At 50.9% G+C, this 23,305-nt stretch carries 19 protein-coding genes; 6 read left to right on the top strand and 13 right to left on the bottom strand.

The window, feature by feature from the left end; genetic code table 11:
* Nucleotides 1-3: 3 nt before the first annotated feature.
* Entirely contained in the window at nt 4-5,805 is a 5,802-nt protein-coding gene (locus R3B84_19330; GenBank protein ID MEZ6142720.1) for an alpha-2-macroglobulin family protein, read from the top strand.
* Between the two features lie 27 nt (nt 5,806-5,832).
* On the opposite strand, the gene R3B84_19325 is transcribed toward R3B84_19330, so the two are convergent.
* Nucleotides 5,833-6,723, bottom strand: a complete 891-nt coding sequence (locus R3B84_19325) for a sugar phosphate isomerase/epimerase family protein (GenBank protein ID MEZ6142719.1) — start codon at nt 6,721-6,723, stop codon at nt 5,833-5,835.
* A gap of 237 nt (nt 6,724-6,960) precedes the next feature.
* On the opposite strand from R3B84_19325, the gene R3B84_19320 reads away from it, so the two are divergent.
* From R3B84_19320 to R3B84_19310, 3 genes are read left to right on the top strand one after another with little or no spacing between them, the layout of a single operon-like run.
* Nucleotides 6,961-7,182 (top strand): hypothetical protein, encoded by a 222-nt coding sequence (locus R3B84_19320; protein ID MEZ6142718.1) that lies wholly within the window; start codon nt 6,961-6,963, stop codon nt 7,180-7,182.
* A 21-nt stretch (nt 7,183-7,203) separates the two neighbouring features.
* Nucleotides 7,204-8,103: a tyrosine recombinase XerC gene (gene xerC / locus R3B84_19315; GenBank protein ID MEZ6142717.1), complete on the top strand. Its 900-nt coding sequence runs from the start codon at nt 7,204-7,206 to the stop codon at nt 8,101-8,103.
* Between the two features lie 13 nt (nt 8,104-8,116).
* Nucleotides 8,117-9,298: a thioredoxin family protein gene (locus tag R3B84_19310; GenBank protein MEZ6142716.1), complete on the top strand. Its 1,182-nt coding sequence runs from the start codon at nt 8,117-8,119 to the stop codon at nt 9,296-9,298.
* A gap of 24 nt (nt 9,299-9,322) precedes the next feature.
* Here the strand turns inward: R3B84_19310 and hslU are convergent, their stop codons facing one another.
* From hslU to R3B84_19270, 8 genes are all read right to left on the bottom strand, one after another.
* The gene (gene hslU, locus R3B84_19305) at nt 9,323-10,654 is read right to left on the bottom strand and encodes an ATP-dependent protease ATPase subunit HslU (protein MEZ6142715.1); all 1,332 of its coding nucleotides are present in this window, start codon (nt 10,652-10,654) and stop codon (nt 9,323-9,325) included.
* Between the two features lie 76 nt (nt 10,655-10,730).
* Complete coding sequence (hslV, locus tag R3B84_19300) at nt 10,731-11,270, bottom strand: ATP-dependent protease subunit HslV (GenBank protein MEZ6142714.1); 540 nt, start codon at nt 11,268-11,270, stop codon at nt 10,731-10,733.
* Nucleotides 11,271-11,807: 537 nt separating this feature from the next.
* Nucleotides 11,808-12,236 (bottom strand): hypothetical protein, encoded by a 429-nt coding sequence (locus R3B84_19295; GenBank protein ID MEZ6142713.1) that lies wholly within the window; start codon nt 12,234-12,236, stop codon nt 11,808-11,810.
* Nucleotides 12,237-12,276: 40 nt separating this feature from the next.
* Nucleotides 12,277-12,942, bottom strand: a complete 666-nt coding sequence (locus R3B84_19290) for a hypothetical protein (GenBank protein MEZ6142712.1) — start codon at nt 12,940-12,942, stop codon at nt 12,277-12,279.
* Between the two features lie 96 nt (nt 12,943-13,038).
* Complete coding sequence (locus R3B84_19285; protein ID MEZ6142711.1) at nt 13,039-13,830, bottom strand: hypothetical protein; 792 nt, start codon at nt 13,828-13,830, stop codon at nt 13,039-13,041.
* Between the two features lie 179 nt (nt 13,831-14,009).
* Nucleotides 14,010-15,584, bottom strand: coding sequence for a hypothetical protein (locus R3B84_19280; protein ID MEZ6142710.1), 1,575 nt, complete (start codon nt 15,582-15,584; stop codon nt 14,010-14,012).
* Nucleotides 15,585-15,643: 59 nt separating this feature from the next.
* Entirely contained in the window at nt 15,644-15,823 is a 180-nt protein-coding gene (locus tag R3B84_19275; GenBank protein ID MEZ6142709.1) for a hypothetical protein, read from the bottom strand.
* A complete protein-coding gene (locus R3B84_19270; protein ID MEZ6142708.1) occupies nt 15,824-16,705 on the bottom strand; it encodes a DUF1559 domain-containing protein in 882 nt (293 codons plus the stop codon).
* Between the two features lie 259 nt (nt 16,706-16,964).
* Here R3B84_19270 and R3B84_19265 point away from each other — a divergent pair, with 259 nt between their 5' ends.
* Entirely contained in the window at nt 16,965-17,222 is a 258-nt protein-coding gene (locus R3B84_19265; protein ID MEZ6142707.1) for a helix-turn-helix transcriptional regulator, read from the top strand.
* A gap of 133 nt (nt 17,223-17,355) precedes the next feature.
* Nucleotides 17,356-18,522 carry a glycerol-3-phosphate acyltransferase gene (locus tag R3B84_19260; GenBank protein MEZ6142706.1) on the top strand — a complete coding sequence of 389 codons (1,167 nt, stop codon included), beginning with the start codon at nt 17,356-17,358 and terminating at the stop codon, nt 18,520-18,522.
* 41 nt (nt 18,523-18,563) lie between these two features.
* Here the strand turns inward: R3B84_19260 and R3B84_19255 are convergent, their stop codons facing one another.
* From R3B84_19255 to ispH, 4 genes are all read right to left on the bottom strand, one after another.
* Entirely contained in the window at nt 18,564-19,211 is a 648-nt protein-coding gene (locus R3B84_19255; GenBank protein ID MEZ6142705.1) for an NAD(P)H-dependent oxidoreductase, read from the bottom strand.
* A 271-nt stretch (nt 19,212-19,482) separates the two neighbouring features.
* Nucleotides 19,483-20,541, bottom strand: a complete 1,059-nt coding sequence (locus R3B84_19250) for an agmatine deiminase family protein (GenBank protein ID MEZ6142704.1) — start codon at nt 20,539-20,541, stop codon at nt 19,483-19,485.
* A 353-nt stretch (nt 20,542-20,894) separates the two neighbouring features.
* Nucleotides 20,895-22,196 (bottom strand): hypothetical protein, encoded by a 1,302-nt coding sequence (locus tag R3B84_19245; GenBank protein ID MEZ6142703.1) that lies wholly within the window; start codon nt 22,194-22,196, stop codon nt 20,895-20,897.
* 103 nt (nt 22,197-22,299) lie between these two features.
* Complete coding sequence (gene ispH, locus R3B84_19240) at nt 22,300-23,241, bottom strand: 4-hydroxy-3-methylbut-2-enyl diphosphate reductase (protein MEZ6142702.1); 942 nt, start codon at nt 23,239-23,241, stop codon at nt 22,300-22,302.
* Nucleotides 23,242-23,305: the final 64 nt, after the last annotated feature.

Below are 23,305 nucleotides of genomic sequence, written 5' to 3'. Positions count from 1 at the left end.
CCAATGAATACAAATGAACGAATGCAGGCTTTGGCCCTGGAACAACTCTATGGCCTGATCGAGCCTCAAGATGCCAAAGAACTGGAGGCCTATCTGGCTTCTCCAGAAGGCCAGCCATTAAAGCAGCAAATGGCACAGTGGGGGACCGTGCTGTCCACCGCAGCCAAAACAACTTTTCCGGAGGTGCAGTTTGCACCGCCCGTGGCAACGAAGATCACCCCGACCTCGACTGGTGTGCGTGCCCCACGAAGTATGTATCGCTACGCACTGACGGCTGCCATCTGTGCGGCTATTGCAATTCTCGCCGTACCAGCAGGTGTGCAGTTTTCCGGCTGGTGGAGTGCGTCGCAGGAAGTTGCAAGGCAGGAACTTGCGCGAAACAAAGCGAAAGATGAACAGGCGACGCTGGAAAAGGAAATTGCCAGCAAAGCAAAAGCAATTGTGGAAGAACGGAAGCGTGCACAAGACGAACTCGCTCGCCTGACTACCGAACACGACCAGAAACTGAACGAAATTCAGCGAAAAGCAGCCGACCAGGAATTCAGTGTCAGCCTGATGGGACCTGCCACGATTCAGCCGGGTGCCCCCAACTCCTGGAAGATGATGGTGCGGAACCAGAAAGGGAAATACGCCATTCCCAACCGTCTGGAAGTAGTGGTGAAAGACCAGAACGATACGGAACTGGTGCACCAGAGCTTTGAAAAGCCGAACGAGCCACCCGTACTGAACCTGACTACCGCATTCTGGAACAAAGTGCAGCCAGACACGCAGCTATTCATGCATGTTACGGCGATTTCCACCGACAACCGCAAAAGTACTTTGATGGAAAAGTTGCCCCTGGCACGACCAGTCTATGTGACGCAACTAACTACGGATAAGCCACTTTACAAACCAGGTGAAATGGTATTTTACCGCTCCCTGACCCTGGACCGTGGGACGTTTCTGCCACCGGAACAGGATATGTTGCTGGTGTTCAAAATGACCGATCCTTCTGGTGCCACCAAAGAAATCGACCGCACCAACGGCCGGATTTTCGATGGCCAGAAGCTGATTACCGGACCAGACCGCAAGCCGATCCGTGGGATTGGCGCTGGGCAGTTTGCACTGGCGGATGCCGCCCCAGGTGGGGAATACCAGTTGCAGGTGTTTGAAGTGGAGCCTGCCACGAACAAGGAAAAACTGCTCGAAACCCGCAAGTTTATCGTGAACAATTACGATCCGGATATTTTTGAAAAGAAACTGGAATTTGATGGCAAGACATACGGTGCAGGCGATCTGGTTCAGTTCAAACTGACTGCCAGCCGCACGGAAGGTGGTGCCCTGAAGCAGGCGAAAGCTACCGTTGTTGCCCGAGTGGACAATAAAGAAATCCTCAATTCTCAGGCACGCCTCGATAATGAAGGTGCATTGCGAATCCGTTTTGAATTGCCCAAAACATTGGCCAAAGAAGAAGGTACCGTTTCTGTCACCATTCAGGATGGTGATTCCGTAGAAACGATCGTGCGTCCGATTCCGATTATCGGTACCAAACTGAATATCGCCTTCTTCCCGGAAGGTGGGGAACTGGTTGCTGGGTTGAAGAGCCGGGTTTACTTCCAGGCACGCACCCCACATGGGAAGCCAGCTGATCTGAAAGGCTATCTGACCGATGGCAAAAACCGTCTGGCAGAACTGAAAACCCTGACCGATGAAGAGCTCCCTGGTGTAAACCGTGGGCAGGGAATGTTCGAGTTTACTCCTGTGGCTGGTCTGAAGTACCACGTGGTGCTGGAAAAACCATCGAAAATTGTCCCACCCAGCCCGGAAGGTTTTGCACTGCCCACCGTCCAGGCCAGCGGCGTGGTGCTGAAATCGCTCGATCCCATTAACGAAGTGGGCAAACCAATCCGACTGGAACTGCAAAGCACCCAGGACAAAGTGCTGCACGTTGGTGCGTATGCTCGGGGCAATCTGTTCCAGCACGTACCGGTGGATGTGAAAGCCAATCAGCCCACAGCGTTCGAATTAACGGGTGCCGCATCTTTTGGTGGTGTTACACGGATTACCGTGTTCGAAGAAATTGGCAAAGACGACCAACTGGATCTGAAACCAGTGGCAGAACGATTAGTGTATCGTCAGGCGGCTGAAAAGCTGGCATTGAGTGTACAACCAAACAAAACCGGTTACACACCTGCCGGCAAGGTGGAATTGAATCTCTCAACTTTTGATGAAAAAGAAAAATCTGTCCCAGCAGTGGTGATGGTTGCTGTAGTGAATCAAAGTGTGATCACCATGGCGGACAACAAAACAGATCGACTGTTACCCACGCACTTCTATCTGGCTGGCGATGTCAAGAATCCTGCAGAACTGGAACATGCTGATTTTCTGCTGACCGACCACCCCAAAGCGGGCGTGGCACTCGATTTACTGTTAGGCACCCAGGGCTGGCGTCGATTTGCAGAGCAATTGACAGCACCTGCAACGAAAGATCGAGAAGCTGTGGATCAACTGTTGATTTCAACGGGCCAGAAGGCAACAGAAGCCGTTGAAGTAACCAAATTGCAGTTCGAAGCAGTGAATGCCAAATATGTACCACAACTGGAGGCAAGTGCGTTGGCCGTGGCTGATGCACAATCGGCTTACGAAGAGTTTGCAAATACACAATTGCCGATTCTTCGAACAACCTTCAACGAAAAACGAGCCGAACTGGAACGTCTGAATAACTCCCACACCAATGCCTTGAGTGTGCTGCATGGCTATGAAACCCGTGCCGAATCGTTCCGCACGCTTGCAATGCCGATACTGTTCTGCCTGATGCTGACCGTGGGGATTATCATGGGCATCCGAGCGATGCTGGCATCGACCCAACGTCGGCTGATCATTTCAGGCAGCATGGCTTCATTTGCAATTGCCGGCATCCTGGTTGCTGGTTTGATCATGACCCGCCCCACCGAGGAAACCACGGAAGCTTTCTTTGCCAAGGCCAATGACAACAAGGCTGTTGCAACTGCAGAAGGGATAGAAATTGAAGATCAGGCTGCGTGGCATTTTAACGCAGACAATGATCGACTTAACTTGATGGAAGGCGGTGGATTCGGTGGTGGAGGTGGCGAACTGGAAAAACTGGCCGAAGGCAAAGGATTTCTTCGCAATGAAGATCTTTTCCAAGGCCGTGGTGGTGTCAGACGGGAGAAGATGCTGAAAGCTGGTGGGGGTAACTTTCCAGCACCTGGAATGATGGCACCGAGAGCACCTGGTGGTCCCCCTGTATTTGATGGTGTACCTGAAATGGCCGTACCCCAAGCGAACGCTGTCGATCCAGGACAGAAGTTCGATGCGAAATTAGCACTTGGATTACAGAAGAAAAATGCAGAGGATAAAGCGAAAGAAGCACGTTTTGGTGCCAATCGCAAGCAACTAATGGATCAGCTGATGCGTCAACGCCGGCCCAATGATGGACCGAACCGTGGTGTTGGCTTTGGACGCGGGATGCCCGGTGCAGGAGTGCCTTTCGAAGCTGGCATGGCAGCCGAAGAACTAAAAGAACAAGCTCAGAATGGTATGGTACCTGCATCCCCTGCATATATTCGCGAGTTTGCCCACACACGTGATGTGACTCTGGGTGAAACCCGTTCGGACTTTGCCGAAACTGTTTTCTGGCATCCCGCATTGGTAATGCCGGAAAATGGTCAGGCCACCGTCAGTTTTCAACTGTCGGATTCGATTGCCCGCTATCAGGTGCTGGTGGCTGGCCACACTCTGAACGGCCGCATTGGTGCAATGACACAAACCATTGAAGCCCGCAAGCCGTTCTCTGTTGAACCGAAACTGCCTCTGGAAGTCACCAATACCGATCAACTGGTGATTCCGATTCGCGTAGTGAATGATTCGGACAGCAGCAGGTCGATCAGCTATCAGGCAACTGCCAATGGTTTGAAGTTCGGCAATGAAGTCACGGTGAAGGATCAGATGAACCTGGGGCCGAATGGCAAAGGTCGCAAACTACTCCATGCTACCCCATCGATCCTGCAAGGCCCAGCCGGGGTGTATGTGGAAGGGAACAGCGAACCCGCAGCAATGCCAGACAGTTCGCAACGGTTATTGAAAGTAGTGCCCGATGGTTTCCCATATGCAGTTGCCTACAGCGATGTGCTGGAAAAAACTGCCCACGGTAAACTGTTTCTTCCCAAGGATGTAGTGCCTGGAACATTACAGGCACGCCTGGAAGTATACCCCAACACAATGAACGATCTGGTGAAGGGACTGGAAGGTTTACTGCGGGAGCCACATGGTTGCTTTGAACAGACCAGCACCGTGAACTATCCCAACGTGATGATTCTGAATTACCTGAAAGACACCAATCAGACGAATCCGGAACTCAGCCAGAAAGCGAAAGGCTTGCTGGAAAAAGGTTACCAGCGTCTGGTTGGTTACGAATGCCCCAATACACCCACCAGTGCCAAGTTGGGCTTTGAGTGGTTTGGAAATAAAGATCGTGCCCACGAAGCCTTGACTGCATACGGATTGCTGCAGTTCAAAGATATGGCCAAAGTGTTTGATGTGGACCCCACCATGATCAAGCGGACCCAGGAATTCCTGATGTCCCGCCGCGATGGGAAAGGTGGTTTCCTGCGTGATTCCCAAGCACTGGATAGTTTTGGTCGTGCTCCGGAATACACCACCAACGCCTACATTGTCTGGTCGCTGGTAGAAAGTGACCCAGACAACAAGGAAAAGCTTGACCTGGCAAAAGAAATCGCGGCACTGAAAGAGCAGGCCACGGATGCCAAATCGGTGGGGTATAGCGATTCTTACTTCCTGGCAATTGTCGCCAATATCCTGGTGCAGCGGGATGATCGGGAAACCGCCCTGAAGATTCTCGATCGTCTGGCAGGCAAGGATCTGTTCAAGGAAGGGAAGGTAACTGGTGCGAAGACCAGCATCACCAACTCGGGTTGTGTGGCACTGGACATCGAAACCACTTCGATTGCGATCCTGGGCTGGTTGCGTTCCAACGAACCACGCTTTGCCAAGACATCCAAGGATGCCACCCAGTGGCTGACGGCACAGAAAGGTGCATTTGGTGGCTATGGTTCAACACAGTCGACCATCCTGGCACTGAAAGCGTTGATAACCCATGCCAAGAAGAATGCCCGCCCTGCAGAAAGTGGCACGATGGATGTTAAGATCGATGGCAAGCTGGTTGCCACCCGCAAGTACAGCAAGGACGATCTGGAAGTGATTGCAATTGAGATTCCTGATTATGCCAAAATCCTGACCCCAGGCCAGGAACACACCATTGAACTGGTGAAGACCGTAGATGAAGCGGGCAAAGAACCGGAAGCGGGTTATCCCTTCACGTTCGCCTGCGAAGCGACGGTGCTGACACCTGTATCCAGCAAAGAAACCGCACTGCAATTAACCACTTCGTTAAGTCGTGCGGCTGCAGTGGAAGGTGAAACCGTGCCAGTACAGGTGAAACTGCAAAACCTGCAGAATAAAGGTCAGGGGATGAGCATGGCGATTATTGGGATTCCTGCGGGGATGAAAGTTCCCACTGATATGAAGCAACTGACCGATCTGCGGGAACGCAACAAGATCAGTTACTTTGAAATCAAAGGCCGTGAACTGATCCTCTACTGGCGGCAGATGGAACCCAACCAGACCGTGGAAGTCAGCGTTGATCTGGTGTGCGACCTGCCCGGCAAGTACCGTGGGCCTGCAAGTCGTGCCTATCTGTACTACACCAATGAATATAAACATTGGGTGGCACCACTCAGCATTGAAATTGCTCCCGCCGATGAAGAAGTGGTCGCCGGGAAATAGTTGATGATGTGTGATTGAAGCCCACAATCACTTTTTTTCTAACAGTGATCGCAATTCGCCCAGATATTTCGGCACCGCCACCAGTGGGTCTTCACTGCCTTCATATTCCAGTGCCACGTACCCACGATAGTTTACTTTGTTCAGGATTTCGACAAACTTGCCCAGGTTTGCCTCCTCCTTGGCTTTTCCTTTGGTAAAGATGTCGGTCTTCACCTGCACATTGACCGCATAAGGGGCCAGTTTTGCCAGATCGCCATAAGGGTCTGCGGTGCGGAAGTTGCCTGTGTCCAGGTTCACGCCAAAAGCGTCGCTTTGCACCCCCTGCACAATCTTCAGCATGTCGTCTGCTTCTGCAGTAATGCCACCGTGGTTTTCCAGTGCCACAAATACGCCAAACTTTTTGGCATGTTCCGCACATTCCTGCAAAGCCTTGATCGCCTGCTGAATTGCCTGGGTGGGGTCCAGATTTTTGGCAGGTTTGCCTGCAAAAAAGCGAATAGTCTTCCCACCCAGCATTGCGGTATGTTCAATCCATTGTTTGGCCGTCTTGATCTGAGTGGCCAGTTGTTCGGGTGTGCCCACGCAGAAATCGTTGCCGATGGCAGTCCCACTGATATCCAGGCCAAGGCGGGTACTGTGCAGTTTTAATTCTGCCAGATAGCTGGCATCGGTGGATTTGAAATAGTACCCAGTCAGCTCCACAGCATCCAGCCCTTGTGAGGCGGCATATTCGATAAAATCGATAAAGGTCCATTCTGGCTTTTTCAGATCCAGTTTTTTGCGGAAGGTATACGCTGCCAGACTTAATCGGATGTGCGGTTTCGCCGTTTTCCGAACGATTGGTTCAATTGCAGCAAGCGGGTTCGTCAGCAGCACCGCAGCACCAGCTACAATTGCTTCGCGACGTGTGAAATTCATGAATTATCTCCTGACCGGTATCTTTTGGCCGGTTGTTCGTGGTACATCCTGTACTATTGGAAATGCTGGCGCAATGCTTGTCAACCTTCAAAATTGTTTAACAGGCGAAAAACTATTATCCCGTACTCAATTCCTGGGAGATTTCCCCCACGTGGGCGAATCGGTCTGTCGCTTTTTGAACGGTGTGCCATGATGGACATGGTGGGAATGGAATGTTGCAAGAGCATGGAGCAAAACGTGGCACAAGCGGTCAATATACTTGTACTAGTGAAAAACAGTATTCGCCATGTGTACGTTTACGATCAGGAAAGTCGGACGGAACTGGCCCAGGCAATTCGAGAAGCTGCCGCCAACCCTGAGGTGGCCCTCTCCTGGTTTGATGCTTCTGTGCTGATCCAGCGTGCCCGGCAGCAAAGCGAAGAATCCAGCTACATGATTGCAACGCCGGACCCGGAATGACGCGAGGGCATGATGAAGACGATGGATAGCTATCTCGCGGACTTCATGCGGTACCTGTCGCTGGAGAAAAACTCATCGAATTATACGGTCAAATCGTATCGGGAAGATCTGCACCAGGCCGTGGAGTTTTTTCGAGAGCGAAGTGGCAATAAGAGCATTGCCCCCTTAGAAATCACCACCCGGTTGATCCGGGCTTATCAGGCCTGGCTTCATGAACAGGGCTACGCAAAAACCACCATTGCCAGGCGAATGGCAGCAGTTCGATCGTGGTTACGCTTCCTGTGCCGGGCGGGTGTAATTACCGTGAATCCCGCGGAAGGGTTACGCAGTCCAAAGGCCGATCGCAAACTACCACATTTTCTGAGTGTGGACGACATTCAGCGGTTACTTGATGCCCCGGGATACGAAACGGCATTGGGCTTGCGAGACCACGCGATTCTGGAAACGCTTTATTCCGCAGGCTTGCGGGTGGGCGAACTGGTGGGCCTGAACCTGGATGACCTGGAACTTTCGGAAGGTCTGGTGACGGTACGTGGCAAAGGGAAAAAAGAACGACTGGCCTTACTGGGCGACTATTGCGTGCATGCAATTCGTCGCTGGCTGGTTGCACGGGAACAGATGCTGGAAGCTGTTGGGAAACGATCACCTGCGGTTTTTCTGAACAAACTGGCGACGCGGTTATCCACGCGGAGCGTGGGCAGATTACTGGAAAAGTATCTGCAGGAAACAGGTCTCGATCCGAAAACATCGCCCCATACGATACGGCATTCCTTTGCCACTCATCTGCTGGATGCAGGCGCGGACATTCGCGGGGTGCAGGAATTGCTGGGCCATAAAAACCTGACGACCACCCAGGTATACACACATGTCTCGACACAGAGGTTGCAGGAAAGTTATCGAAAATCCCATCCCAGGGCGTAAGCGGAGGAAAATCTTGAATTGCTTTCTCACACGAAACGTGGTGCCTGGTCCCACGTTAATGTTACTTGTTGTTGGTGCCGCCAGTCTGCTATGGGCTCCAATTAATGGATTTTCCCAGGACGTACCACAAATCAAGTGGCGTGCAGATTACGATTCTGCCAGAAAGGAATCTGCCGATAAAGACCTGCCAATGTTTGTGGAATTTCAGACGGATACGTGCATCCATTGCCGCCGACTGGAACAGGAAACCTTTGCGGACAAAGGCATCATTGACAAACTGAACCAGCATTTTGTGCCTTTGAAGGTCAATGCATCGCTGTTTCCACGTCTGGTATCCGCTCTGCAGATCAAACTTTACCCCACGATGGTAATCGCATCGCCCGATGGCAAAATCGTGGGCTTCATCGAAGGTTATCAGGATGTCAAAGCCCTTGATGGCCAACTGCAGAAAATTATTGAACAAGCCACCCCCACCTGGATGGTGCAGAAACAGGAAGCAGCCGAGAAGGCAGTTGAAGAAGGAAACTATCTGCTGGCAATGCAGCACCTGCAGCTCATTCTGAAAGATGGCAAAGAACGCACAATTCAGAAGAAGGCAAAACTACTTCAGGCGGAAATCGATCAACTGGCCGCTGCCCGCCTGGTGCGGATCCAGCAAGTGGTGAAGCGTGGGGATAACGATACGGCAGCCGACCTGTTGACCGATCTGCAACTGCGATTTGCCGGCACCAAAGCTGCTCTGGCCAGTGCCAAAGAATTTCCGGCAGATCACGAGATCTTTACAGCTCAAGCCAATCAGGAACAACGTCAGGTGCGTGATTTACTGGTGCAGGCCAAAACAGCATACCAGAAAGAACGCTACCACGATGCGCTGGAAGTCTGCCGACTGATCGAAAGCCTGCACGCAGACACCCCGGAAGGGAAAATTGCCCGCGACATGGTGGCTGATATCCATGCCGACCCAGCCAAACTGGAAGCAGCAACGATCAGCCTCAATGAAAAGCTTGCAGAATCGTATCTGTATCTGGCAGAATCATTTCTGGAAAAAGGCGAGCAACATGCTGCAGCACTTTATTTTGAGCGTGCTGTCCGAACAGCACCCGCTTCTGTGGTGGCTCGTGAAGCTCAGTTGAAACTGGTGCGGTTACAACCTAGAACCGTTGCTACCCCAGCCAGCCTGAAGAAAGAGAAATAAGCCTTTTCAGTGAAGAGTGTTTGCCTACAGAATATATTTGCTCAGATCTTCGTTCTTCACAATATTCCCCAGGCGTTCCTGCACATACTTCGCATCAATCACCACCTTTTTCGCCACCTGGTCGGGTGCGTCGAAACTGATCTCTTCCACCACTTTTTCCATGATGGTATGCAGTCGGCGGGCACCGATATTCTGTGCAGTGCGGTTTACTTCAAATGCAATATCGCCCAGTGCTTCAATTCCATCCTGGCTGAATTCCACCTGCACCCCTTCCGTGGCAAGCAGTTGGGCATACTGCTTGGTGATCGCGTGCTTCGGCTCTGTCAGAATCCGAAGGAAATCGTCTCGCGTTAAATCAGTCAGTTCCACCCGGATGGGGAATCTTCCCTGCAATTCCGGCATCAGATCGGCTGGTTTGGCTACATGGAACGCACCTGCGGCAATAAACAGAATATGATCGGTGCGTACCTGCCCGTACTTGGTATTCACGGTGGTGCCTTCCACAATCGGCAGCAGATCGCGTTGCACGCCCTGCCTGCTGACATCCGGCCCACTGCTGGAACCCTGTACGCACACTTTGTCAATTTCATCGAGAAACACAATCCCCTGATTCTCAACTAAGGCCACTGCCTTCTCGTGCAGCGTGCCACGGTCAATCAGCGATTCCGTTTCATTTTCCAGCAGAATCTTGCGGGCTTCCGCCACCGTAATCTGACGCGGCTGCGTCGATTTGGGCATCATCCGTTCGAACATGTCCTGCAAGTTCATGTCCATCTGTTCCATCCCACCGGTGGATGAAAAAATGCCCACGGGAATTGCTTTGTTTTCTACCTGCAATTCCACTTTGCGGTCTTCAAGTTCGCCATTTAACAGCATCTGGCGAAACTTCTCCCGCGTGCGTTCTCTGCGGGCGGCTTCATCTGTGTCTTCCGGTGGCAACCACTGATCCTTCGGTGCGACCAGCATATCCAGCAGGCGTTCATTCACCTGTTCTTTGGCTTTTTCAGCCACCTCAACGCGTTGTTCCTGCTTCACTAAACCCACGGCAATTTCGGTTAAGTCGCGAATAATGCTTTCGCAATCGCGGCCAACGTAGCCCACTTCAGTAAACTTGGTGGCTTCCACTTTCACAAATGGTGCCCCCACCAACGTGGCTAATCGGCGGGCAATTTCTGTTTTCCCCACACCAGTGGGACCAATCAGAATAATATTCTTGGGTGTAATGTCTTTGCGTAACTCTTCCGAAAGTTGCTGTCTGCGCCAGCGATTGCGGATAGCCACAGCCACTGCTTTTTTGGCATCGTGCTGACCTACGATATATCGATCCAGTTCCTGCACGATTTGTCGGGGGGTCATGTTCATCTTCATCCTCTGTATTTTTGCCGCACGTGGGTGCCCAAAAGCAGCCCGGGGTGTGGAGCATTTGTTCCGGTTAATCCAAACTCACCACATCAATGTTCTGGTTGGTGTAAATGCAAATTTCGCCAGCAATATTCAGCGACGCACGCACAATCTCTTCCGCAGGCAGGGTGGAATGTTTTACCAACGCACGTGCGGCTGACAATGCAAACCCACCACCAGAACCAATCGCCAGAATATCGTCCGTGGGCTGAATGACGTCGCCCGTCCCGCTGATCAGCAGCAGGTGGTTGCGATCCATTGCAATCATCATTGCTTCCAGCCGACGCAACGCACGATCGGTTCGCCAGTCTTTGGCTAATTCTGTCGCAGCACGTGGGACAGACCCTTGAAAATCGCGCAGTTTGGCTTCGAAACGTTCCAGCAATGCAAACGCATCGGCACTGGCACCTGCAAAGCCCACTGCCACTTTACCATCGTACAATCGACGAATCTTGTGGGCGTCGTTCTTCATCACCATCGGGCCCAGCGTTACCTGGCCATCACCACCAATGGCGCTTTTGCCCTGGTGCCGCACGGCCAGGATTGTGGTTGCCCGAAATTGCATGTCCATCGTCTGCTGCACGTTACTTCCGCCTTTGGTTACCTTCACCCACCGTTCGTGGTCGATCATTCCTACCAGCAACGGGATACCATCTGAAATAGTTCTCGTTTTTCGGAAAGCGCTTTATTGTACCCACGTGGGAAAAAGGGAGGCTAGATGCCCGTCAATAAAATCTGTGTGGGGCATTGAAAATAGTCCCCCACGGTGGTCAAAACGTTCCAAGCTGGAACATCTGGAATTATTTCCAGATAATATAATATATCCACGTGATGTTGCTTACTGGCCATTATTGTTTGAAGTAGAACTGATTCTGGCCATGACGACTGACGTAACTCTTTATTTGGCAATAACTTGCTCGATTTGCAATTTTCTGATGAATTTTTGCCAAATAACGATCAGACAAATATCAGAACACAAGGTTATTGGGCAAAAAGGTCCCTGCGAGCCTGCTCAACTGTGCCACCGTAGCAGTGGGAGCACCCCTCTCATTTCTTCATTTCGGGTGCCTGACCACAAGAAAGATAAAGCAAATTGCGAGAATCGTTGCTATTCAAACGGGACGAAGTCTTCAAGGAACTCGTCCCAGTGGTCCGCTCTAGTTAGGCTGATTGATTTTTGATCCTCTTCGCCGACATAAAAGCCCGTTAGACTCAGACCAAGTTTCAAAAAAAAGATCACGCCTACTGCTGACTGCGGCGAATCGTCAAATTTCCGAAGATAATCGATCAAGTCGGCGATCGAAAGGAGATTCACACCTTGGAAATACAAATCACCCTTTGAGAAGACAGCTTCGGTGAGCAGTCCAGAATTTGCATCGTAACCCAGCGAGTAGCCTGATCTTGATTCGGATCGATTTCCAAAGGGATCGGAAAACGTTCTGATAGGTGGGCCTATCAGAGCTGTGACTTCGTCTGGGGTCATCCCAAATTGAAGAGGTAACGAGCCGATGAACGGCACAAACGTAAACATTTTCATTCATTTAGATCTTTCTTCATCCAAGGCTCAAGCTGGTCGATCATCTCTTTGATTGCTCGTCATAATTTATCACCAGACCGCTGTATTCTTTGCTTTCCCACCAATGAAGCAGGATGTCGTGGAGCCATTCGCGTTCTGGTTCTCTTAGCCCAGCGCCGATCTCAATGCGGTCCGCACCAATGTCAATCGCAAGTCGCTGGGACTGGCCAGTGCCGTGTAACGCAATTTTGTCAATATGTTTCCGCAGATAGGTTTTTGGCTTTCTGCTTCGGAATAATTCGCCAAGCGTTACAAATCGATGGATCATTTCCTGATTGTTTCTCATTGTCTTTCTGCCAATGAACTGCGAAGCGACAAACTTTTGTGCCGTTGCAGCTGTGCCTATGTAGTGGGTGAGCGAATCTATATCCATGGTGATGGACTCCGGACGTAGGGGCAGGGCAACAACAATGCTAATACCAGTTATCCATACCATTGATAATGCTGTAAAGACCAGAAAAAAGATAGTAGACGGGTTCAAAGCAAACTGTTGAAAAACATTAAGCCATATTGAAGTCATGAATACCAGAAATGCTGAAATGCAGACAATCGCAAAGATTCGTCCCAGGGTGTGCGGCTTGACAGTCCAGCTGATTTTGACAGCGCCGGGCATATCTTCCACTGAAAAATTCGAATTCAATGGAACCGGGGGCACATACAATCGCATCAGGCAATCTCAAGTGACATTACACAAGGTGGCATCGGCTTCCAGCCGGTGAACAAGAAAAACCAGCGGCAGGATGCCGCTGCCACTTGTTTGACCCTAAACGCGGGCTTTGTTCTTGATCAGTGGCAGAACCACGGCGTGGCGAACTGCGCGGTACGGTTTTCGGATCAGATTCGCGTGCAGACGCAACAGGAAACCCTTTTGGTTTTTTGCCGTAAGTTCTTCATTGGTAAAGTCTTGCGGCCGGTCTTTCATCCGATGCTTCCGCAGGTGGTAGCAGTCGACACTTTGCATGTATCCCAGCACTTTTCGTAACAGGTGGTGCAATGGCCGTAACCGCGAGCTGAAACAGTGGGCAATCTGGAAATCGATAATTACTGGCATTCCCTGCTGATCCACCAGAATGTTCTCTGCCTTGCTCAGGTCGTTGTGGGAAAAACCCTGGGCATGAATCGCCGTAAGTGCCTGCTCCAGCCGAAGATAGAACTCTTTGGTGGGCAAGTTTCCTGTTTTGCGATACTCCCGCAGGTGGCATCCAGGGATATATTCGCGGATGAAGCCCGTTTCTCCGAAACGTTCCAGCACCTGCACCACGTTGGGAATGCCGAGCACCTTGGTCTGGTAATATAGTTCGCGATTGGCCAGCATCCGGCCCAGCCACCCAAGTGGGATTTTACACCAGGGTGCCTGATGATAAATTTTTAATACTATTTTGTCCGGAACAGCCGCACCGGTGGGGTTGCTGTGCAGTTCGTACAGCCCAGTTGCAGCGTAAAAATCTCGCTTAAAGTGGGTCACACGCTGGTAAGTGCAACCACGGAACGGAATTTGTTCAGGTAATTCCTGCCCACGAAGTTGTTTGTAACTGGACCAGTCTGAATCGGCCATGGTATCCCTGTGGATGGCAAAAGTTCAGCATCCTGCTGGGTCACTGGCGTTCCATCGTGCGAAGATGCCTTGAACAGGTAGTATCGGCGGGATCGCACCTGGAAGTTAATTTATCAGAATTTGAAGAAAAATTGGGGAAGAAATCGGGAAAAAACACCCCGTTTGCTTCTTCGTACAGTTTACTTCACCACGTAGCTTTCTACTTCTGCCACGGGTCCGTTGCGGGATGCCCCACCCAGAAAGATCATTTCTTTTGCCTTTCCGGGCACCAGACGGTGCACAATACGGGTGTGGTGCAGGTCAGTTAATTGCTTCCACTTTTCTTCTTTGGTAAACTCGTAAAGTGTTCCATCAGCAGGACTTACGTACAATTTTCCATCAAGGCTGAGTGCGGCAGACGAAAACCCACTCATCGTGCCCGTGGGCAGATCGGTACTGGTCGACCAGCTTTTGGTTTTAGTATCCAGCACATTCACTGTGCGTTTCAGGCCACCTTCCGCATCCATCCCACCCAACACGAAGATTTTGCTTTCATGGGTAGCGGCAATCAGTGCACGAAGCACGAATGGTTGTGAGTGGCTTTCCCACTTCATTTCCTGTGCATTCAGGTTAATCGTCAGGTAAGTGTTGTGCCAGGTAGATTTGGCATCTTTGCCATTCATTTGCCAGCCACCTACTACGTACAGGGTGTCGCCAACCACCACGGCATCGTGGGAAGAACGGCCCGCAGGCAACGAAGGCAGGTCGGTCCACTTGCCGGTTTCAGGATCATAGCTGGCGAAGGAATCCACTGAATACATATCAGTTTTTTCACCTTCCGCATTCCGTGGCTGGGTGCCCGCGATCCGATAAATTTTGCCACTGTGGGCAACCAGTGCCAACCCTTGCAGATGGGGCCCTTCTGCCAGTTTTTCCCAGTTTTGGCCACCATCCAGCTTCAGGCGATGAAAAGTTCCTAAAGTTGTGTCTTTTGAATACGTGTGGGCTTTGCTGCAATGTCCACCGTAGACGTAAATGTAGCCATCTAACGTACAGGCACCCAGGCTGGAAACGCCTTTCGGCAGTGCAGGGTAGCTATTCAACTTTGTTTTCACCACTGAATCTTCCGTATTAACCACTAAAGTGGCGTAGTCACGCTGTTCTTCATACTTCATGCCTTCGAGTTCGCCTGTTTTTGCGGTAGAAACCTTCCCCCACGCAGCGATCATTCCGGTGGCGGCGAAGACCGGAGTATACCCTTTATCGTCTGTGGTGAACTTATCGCTTTTGTCCCCACTGTGTTTGACGGTAATTTCCACACCTTTCACCGGTTCGCCCGCAGCCAGAAATTGCAACTGGCTGCCCGATTTGTCTCGCATCCAGTTTATTTCTACAGGAACAGACTTGCCGATAGCGGGTTTTTGCTTGCCGATAATCGCTTTCGCGTGGTACTGCAGCAAAAACGGCTTCCCTTCGCCACGTTTCAGCACGCCATAAGTGACAGAACCATGCAGAATGCCCGGTGCGGTGGGTTCTGCAGACAGGTGGTGCTCTTTTTTCTTCAGTGCCACTGCCACCGATTTGCCATTTTCGAACTGCATTAAGCCGAACTTGGCAATTTTTTCAATCGGTACATTCTCATCAGGTTCTAATGAATCGCTGAAAATGACCTGAATTTCTTTTTCTTTGGGCACAATGTACAAAAAGTGGCCAAAACCTACGCTGGGAAGCAGAGCCAGCAAACTGGCGGCTGCCAGTGTAAAATATCGAATCAACGGAAATCTCCTGAGTAACGATCAATTTTGTTATACATTATCATACCAATAGTGGCATGCTAACCTTTCTTTTTCAAATGTGGGGGTAAGGCGTCTTCGGGTGCCCCACCTACTTCTTTGGGGATGGTCTGCGTTCCTGTGATTGTGGGTGTTCCACTACCAGAAGACGATTGGTCGTCGCACCCCACCGATATTATTGCAGTCCAAAGCAGCAATGTTGCAAAAAATCGCTTCAACATTTAGTATTCTCCGGGAACTTCCCCACCATTGCGGGTGCTTAACGCCTGAAAGGTGGGCAGTGCCAGACCATCGCGAAGCATTCTCACAGAGCCATCGCCAAACAGGTAGTTGCAGCCACCGGAATGGTCGCTGCGGAACGATTGCAGGCGATCAATCATGCCGTAATTAGTCGTTTGCAGGTGGGTGTTCTGCCCAATGAAGGTGGAAGCAAAGCTGTAGCCGGGATAGCCCCAGGCCCAGGCACCCAGTCCTCCACGCAGTTGGCCGAGATTCGGTCCACTCGTGTACATGTAATCGGGCATCCGATAGTTGGTTTCGCCAAAAGCAATCGTATTCGACGTGCCATCAGTAATGTCGGCCATCCGTGTACCGTTCGGTGCGGTGGTCAGTCGGGCAATCATGCCGTTACTGCCTGCGGCATTGTACCAGGCGTGGGCATTTCCGACGGATGCGACGTAGCTGCTCCATGCCACATCGCCCGCGATGGGATTGGGAGGGGGCACCATCGAAGGACAGCGGTAAAGCTTTACCGGGATGGAAGTTACAGCATTATTTGGTGGTGTCGTCGGTGGCAGGGTGTGATTGTAGCCCCGTTCCAGATTGCCTTGTTCGATATAAGGCAGCAATTCCGTGAAACTACTGCCAAACGAAGCCGTATCTGCATTTGGGAAACGCTCGCGGGTATCGTGATAACCATGTAGTGCGATGCCAATCTGCTTCAGATTGTTGTAACACGATGCCCGATTGGCAGCTTCCCGCACTTTTTGCACAGCGGGCAACAGCAACCCAATCAGAATGGCAATAATGGCGATCACGACCAGCAGTTCAATCAGAGTGAAACCACGTCTCAATATAAGCCTATTCTTCGATGTACGATTCACTTTACTACCTCCGTTTCTGAATATTTTCAGAAAAAGCAATCAAAATCCAGGGAAATTCATGCGTATCACCGATTCAGAAGATTGGTGGTGACAATCTATTGATACTGAATCTCAGTTGCGCTAAGGTTTCTTATCCGATCCAAACTTCCATGGCAAGTGATTGGGATTTTTTTTTGAAATGTTGTTTTGTGCCCACCAGCAGTGGGAGGAACAGCAAATAAGATGAGCCCTACTTCTGATACGATGGAGAGTTTTTCAGATGTCGAAATCACCAGCCGAAGATGGACCGAAAGAAAAGAAACCACGTCGTTCGCGGAAGAAATCGCCCGATATCAGCGTGCAGTTGCGGGCCGCCATCGTCGAAAGTGGGATGCCATTAATTAAACTTTCTCAGAAAAGTGGTGTCCACTCGGCACAGATCAGTCGTTTTTTGAACCAACAACGCACGTTAACACTGCCAGCAGTGGTGAAAATTTGCCACGTGCTGCGTCTGACACTGGTCCCCTTTGAAGGATAATGAGATGGTTATATAGCTGACTTGTTTGTTATGTGTATCTGACTTGTTTCATTGCTGCCAGAAAGTTTCATAAAATTCGCAACAGGAAAACCAGGAATAGCCAGGAACAATACCAACAGGTATTGGCGTTTTTATGCACGTTGCGTGGTGGTATTGGCCGTTGTGTTATCTCTGTGGTGCGGTGCCTTTTGCCTGGATTATTGCCAGAGCCAAAGGCGTCAATCTGTTTCAGGTGGGCAGTGGCAACATTGGTGCCACCAACCTGGGCCGCACCCTCGGGCGAAAATATGGCATTCTGTGCTTTCTGCTCGACTTTTTGAAGGGTGCAGTGCCGGTGGGCATTGCCAGCCTGTTTGCAGTGGCGGATCGCACCGTGTGGGGGATTCCACAGCTCCTGAATGTGGGTGCCGCCGTGGCGACATTTGCAGGTCATTTATTCCCCATCTATCTTCGTTTTCGAGGCGGAAAAGGAGTGGCAGCGGGTTTGGGAACAATCTGCGTTCTCGTGCCCGGGCCAGCGGCCATTACGGGCCTGTTCTGGATTGCTACCACCACCAGCACGCGGATGATTTCTGCAGGTTCCATGGTCGGTGTGGTCGTGCTGTGGCTGAGCCGATATTTCAGCACGCCCGAGTGGTTTTCTCTCCCAAATCTGGCCACCAGCACTTATTTACTGGTCGGTGGGGCGTTTGTATTGCTGAAGCACTACCCCAACGCCAGGCGAATGCTGGCTGGCAAAGAAAATCTTTTGAAGGATACGTCAATGAACCGTTCTCTTTCCCGCTCCATCCATGTGATGGCACTGGGACTCTGGTTTGGCAGTGGGGTGATGTTCAATCTGATCAGTGCCCCGAGCATTTTTCGATCGTTTGAGGAAGTTGTCCAGACCGCACCGAATGACCGCACCGTGGGGATTGATATTACGGCCAATGGCACTGCGGAACAGAAAAAAGCCTTGTCCAGTGCCCTGGCAGGTGCCGCCGTCGGGCCAATTTTCCCGAAATACTTTATTCTGCATGCAGTATGTGCCGGATTAGCATTGATAACTGCCTATTCAATGCGGCACCACGGTAATTTCCGCTGGATCATCATTGCAGCAGGGAATCTGACCGTCTGGGCGGGGTGGCTGATTTCTGGCAAGGTTGCAGATTTGCGACTGGAACGGCTGAGCGATCCCTCGTTAAAGGAGGCATTTGCCCAGTGGCACCTGTTGAGCCTGGGCCTGAGCCTGTTGACCATAGTCATTTCGGGCATTGCATTGGGATTCGCGGGCAACTTACCCAGCCAGCAACAGAAGTAATCTGTTCTGCAGACCCAACAGAGGCAGAAATTGTGAGGAAATTATAATACTTTTACCACATCGTGCGTTGCAAATCGCACCTTCGGCATGGTTGCAGCTCGGTCGGTTGCGGCACGATAGCCCAGGGCACATGCCACCACGGTGTGATAGCCTTCGGCGTTACAATTCAGCAATTCATCGTATTTTGCCGGCACAATCCCTTCCATTGGGCAGGTATCCACACCCAGAATGGCTGCGGTGGTCATTAATTGCCCCAGAGCAATGTAGACCTGACGTGCTGCCCACTCATTAATGTCAAAACCTTTGGGTGGCACCAAAGTATTCACCATCATCGAGCGGAAACCACCCAGTGCAGCAACTTCGCCCCCACGCACTTCAACAATGCGGTGCAGGTACCGGTCGATATCTGCCTCACTGAGATCTTTTTTGATCGTCAGCACCACAAAGTGGGAGCAATCCGCCGGTTGACGCTGATTCCAGGAAAATTCCGGTAGTTGGTCTTTGATTTCCTGACTGGTCACCACGTAGAACTTCCAGGGTTGCAAACCATAACTGGAGGGTGCCAGCACCAGCGACTGTTCGAGCACTTCCCACGTGGGCTGGGGAATTTTTTGGGTTGGATCAAACGCTTTCGTTGCATATCGCCATTGCAACTGCTGATGTACCACCGCCGGATTCAGTTCACTCATTCCTTCCCTCTCTAAATGTTTTATTCGTTATATAACTGCAACACAATATTAGGGCAGTGGGCAGTCGTTTTGCCAAATTCAGAAGTGGGATTTTCATAAAAAGAATTGCCGATTCACTGAATTAACTCAGGATCAAATGCGGTTCTGCACCTACATTGAAGGGATTGCTCTTCAAAGAATCAACCTTCGAAATAACTCGATCAAGTAGCAGCAAATACCTTTGCCAGCACCCATGATATTGCAATGAAATCATCATGCAGGCGTGGATAGGCTACTTGGGTTCCTGTTGTGTCATGCAGTGCAGTGTTCCCAGACCCCACACCAGATCGACGCAGTGCACACCCACAACGGTCCGATCGGGAAACAGGTCTGCCAGGATCCCCAGAGCCAGTCGGTCTTTCGGATCGTTGAAGGTGGGCACCAGCACAATACCATTGGCGATGTAGAAATTGGCGTAGCTGGCAGGCAAGCGCTGCTTGCGAAACACCACCGGATTTGGCATCGGAATTGGGACCACTTCCAGTGATCTGCCATCTGGATCGGTCAACGCCCGCAACCGCTGCAGATTAGTCTGAGTGGGGGCATAGTTTTCATCGTCTTCATTCTCTTCTACCGCCAGCACAATGGTCGTGGGATTGACGAATCGTGCCAGATCATCCACATGACCGTGGGTATCATCGCCAGCGATGCCCCTGCCCAACCATAATACTTTGCGAATCCCCAGGTATTTGGCAAAAACCGCTTCATAATCTGACCGCGTCATCCCTGGGTTGCGGCATTGCACATCGCTTAATAAGCACTCTTCGGTAGAAATCAGCAGTCCGGTGCCATTGACATCAATACTGCCACCTTCCAGCACAATGGGCTTGCCTTGAAAATCCGGCGATAGTGAAGTGACGCCTACCGCACCAGCGACTTTCTTCGGCAGGCGATTATCGTGCTGGTAATTATCGTACTTTGCCCACGCATTAAACTTCCAGTCGAGTGCCACCCGCTCCTTGTTTCGGTTATTAACGAAAATCGGGCCGGAATCTCGCGTCCAGGTGCGATCGGTGGGCCAGTGCCACAATTTTACGGCGGCTGGATCGGCACCTGCTTTGGCCAGAATGCTTTCCACGGTCGCCAGTTTGGTGGCAGTCGAAACTACAATATTGACCAGTTCATGCTGGCTGAGTAAACGGACAAATTCCGCATACACCCACGGAATGGGGGTCATTTTGCCTGGCCAGTCCGAAGCCTGATGTGGCCAGGCAATCCATGTCGAGGCGTGCGGTTCCCATTCGGCAGGCATCCGCAATTCTGGTACCGAATTTGCCTTTTTCTTTGCCATAACGCTGGATTTCCTTAGGTCAGATCGTGCGATTACATGCGAATCAGACTGACTTTATTAGAATATGGAAAGAAGATACTTTTCGAAAACCACCTTCTGAACCCGAGCCGACGATGACAGATGTGCGAACAAGATCTCCGCGGCTAATGCCGTCGGCTCACAACAATTAATCAACCGTTGCAACCGCCGTTAGAATGCCAATTCAAATCTTTCGCCCTGGATTCCCGCCATCGCGGGAATGACGGTTATTAGCAAAATCGTCTGAAGGGAACCGCAGTCCCTGAAAGAACAAACCTGCGACTAACTGCCGGTGAACAAACAATTGCGGTCAAAATGAATGGGAGAACTGATGCTTAGTAGATCGTCATTTTGGGATGCATCTGTTTAGCTTTTTGAATGGCGGCGGGGGTGACTTTGCTGCCGCCTACTGTAATGGATTTCAATTTCGGCAACTTCAGTAATTGTTCGAAGCCGGTATCATCAATGCTGGTATTGCCGATGTTGACTGTTTCTAGTTGAGCCATTTTCAACAGGTCTGAGATGCAGGCATTGGTAACTGCGGTGCGTTCCAGCGACAAGCTGGCTAATTCAGACATCACAGTTAATTCAGCGACTCCGCCATCGGTTACATTGGTGCTGCCCAGGTAGAGGTATTTCGTGCCCGTACACGGCAGTAGCAGTTTCAGTCCGCTATCGGTCATAGTACTGTTTGAAAAATCAATCGAAGTGACGGCTGACGCTGTTGCAGGCTTCTGTTTTTTTCCTGCTTCTGGACTGCCAGGGCCGTACAACCAGTTCTTTTTCAGGAGAATTTCCAGTAATTCATCATCCAGGAGTTTCTTGTTGAACTCGAACTTGTAGGGCATGTTCTGTTCGGCGATTGTCTTCACCCCTTGTTTGGTTAATTTGGTCTGCAGAATACTGGACAATCTGAGTTCCATTAATTTCGGCAGTTTGGCAATCGCAGCAGCCCCTTCATCATCAATGTCGTTCATATATTCACATGTCAGCGAGCGTAATTTCTTCCAATTCTGCAACGCTGCAAAGCCACTGCCAGTAATTTTCAGATTGAGCAGATAGAGTGATTCCACATTGGTCAAAAGAGCCAGTTTCGCGATTCCCGCATCGGTCACTTTGTCCATTAGTATTAACGTCAGATTATCCAACTGGTTGCACTGAGCGAGGTGGGCAATCCCAGCATCGGTGACATTCTCTCCAGAGAGAATCATCGAAGTAACTTCCCGGTTCTTACCCAACTCAGCAAGGCCGGCATCGGTCAGGATGACATTGCGCAGATCCAGCACTTGGACCGACTGCACTTTGCCCAGTATTGCAAAGTCTTCTTGCGTTAATTCCAGATTTTTGAATGGGTCTTTACTATCAGCAATCGTAAGATATCGCATTGGTTTACCATCGGAAATGCGAATATCTCCATATGGTTTCCAGCCTTTCATCGCCAGATATTCTGCCACTTCAGGTGTATCCGATTTGGTGGGCGGTGCCTTCGGGAAATTGGGAAATGCTGGCGGTTTGGGTGTGGCAGAATTCGCTTGCGAATTACTACTTGTTTCTTTCTCTTTTTTGTCACACCCCAGCATCAGACTGAAAAGCAAAATACTGGAAATGATGAATGATGAAGGTTGCAGGTATCTCACGTTGTTCTTCCTGAAAGTAAGTCATTGAGCGTGCCGCCAGTGCCGCACTGCAAAGGGTGGTATACGGATTTGGTAGCGGGTTTTGTAACAAGCCGACAGGTGATTACGCGTCGATGACGGGCAAGGAACGCAGTTCGCGTGGGAGTTGGAAGTGGACATCTTCCTGTCGAATGACCCGCTGATCGATTTCCGCCTGGAAGTTGGCTTGCAGGTATTGCACCACTTCCTGTACTTTTTCTTCGGGTGCACTGGCACCCGCAGTAATGAGCACCGTATCGGTGGGTGAAAACCAGTTTTCGGACAGATCCGCTACCCCATCAACGAGGTAGGCGGGCTTGCCTGCGGCCAAAGCGATTTCCTGAAGTCGCCGACTATTCGAGCTGTTCTGGCTGCCCAGCACAATCACCCGATCAACTTCTGAAGAGAGAATTTGCACAGCTTCCTGCCGATTCTGGGTGGCGTAACAGATATCGGACTTGTTTGGCCCAACGACCTGTGGGAACCGGTTTTTGATCGCAGCGATGATCCCCCTGGTTTCATCCACAGAGAGGGTAGTCTGGGTGAGATAGGCAAGCCTTGCACCCTCCCCAAACTGTAGTTGAGCAACATCGGCTTCCGATTCGACCAGTGTAATGGCATCCGGGGCTTCACCCATCGTGCCAATCACTTCATCGTGGCCTTCGTGGCCAATGAAAATAATGTGGTAGCCATCTTTGGCATACCGCACCGCCTCGGTGTGCACTTTAGTCACCAGTGGGCAGGTGGCATCGATTGTCCGCAGGTTGCGTTGCTTTGATGCTTCGCGGATCGCAGGTGAAACACCGTGGGCACTGTACATCAATGTTGCCCCGGTGGGGACTTCATCAACAGAATCCACAAAAACCACCCCTTCATTGCGAAACCGCTCCACAATTGAGTGGTTGTGAACAATTTCGTGGTAGACATACAGCGGGGTGCCATAGGCTTTGATGGCTGTTTCCAGTGCCTCTACCGCCATATTGACACCAGCACAGAAGCCACGGGGATTCGCTAAAAGGACTCGCATACCTGCAATACCTGAAAAAATCTTAATGAATCAGCACTATCAATGAAAAAAGGGAACGTCCCGC

Source organism: Zavarzinella sp. (assembly GCA_041399155.1).
GTDB lineage: Bacteria > Planctomycetota > Planctomycetia > Gemmatales > Gemmataceae > JAWKTI01.
This window is presented reverse-complemented; position numbering and strand designations above follow the sequence as displayed.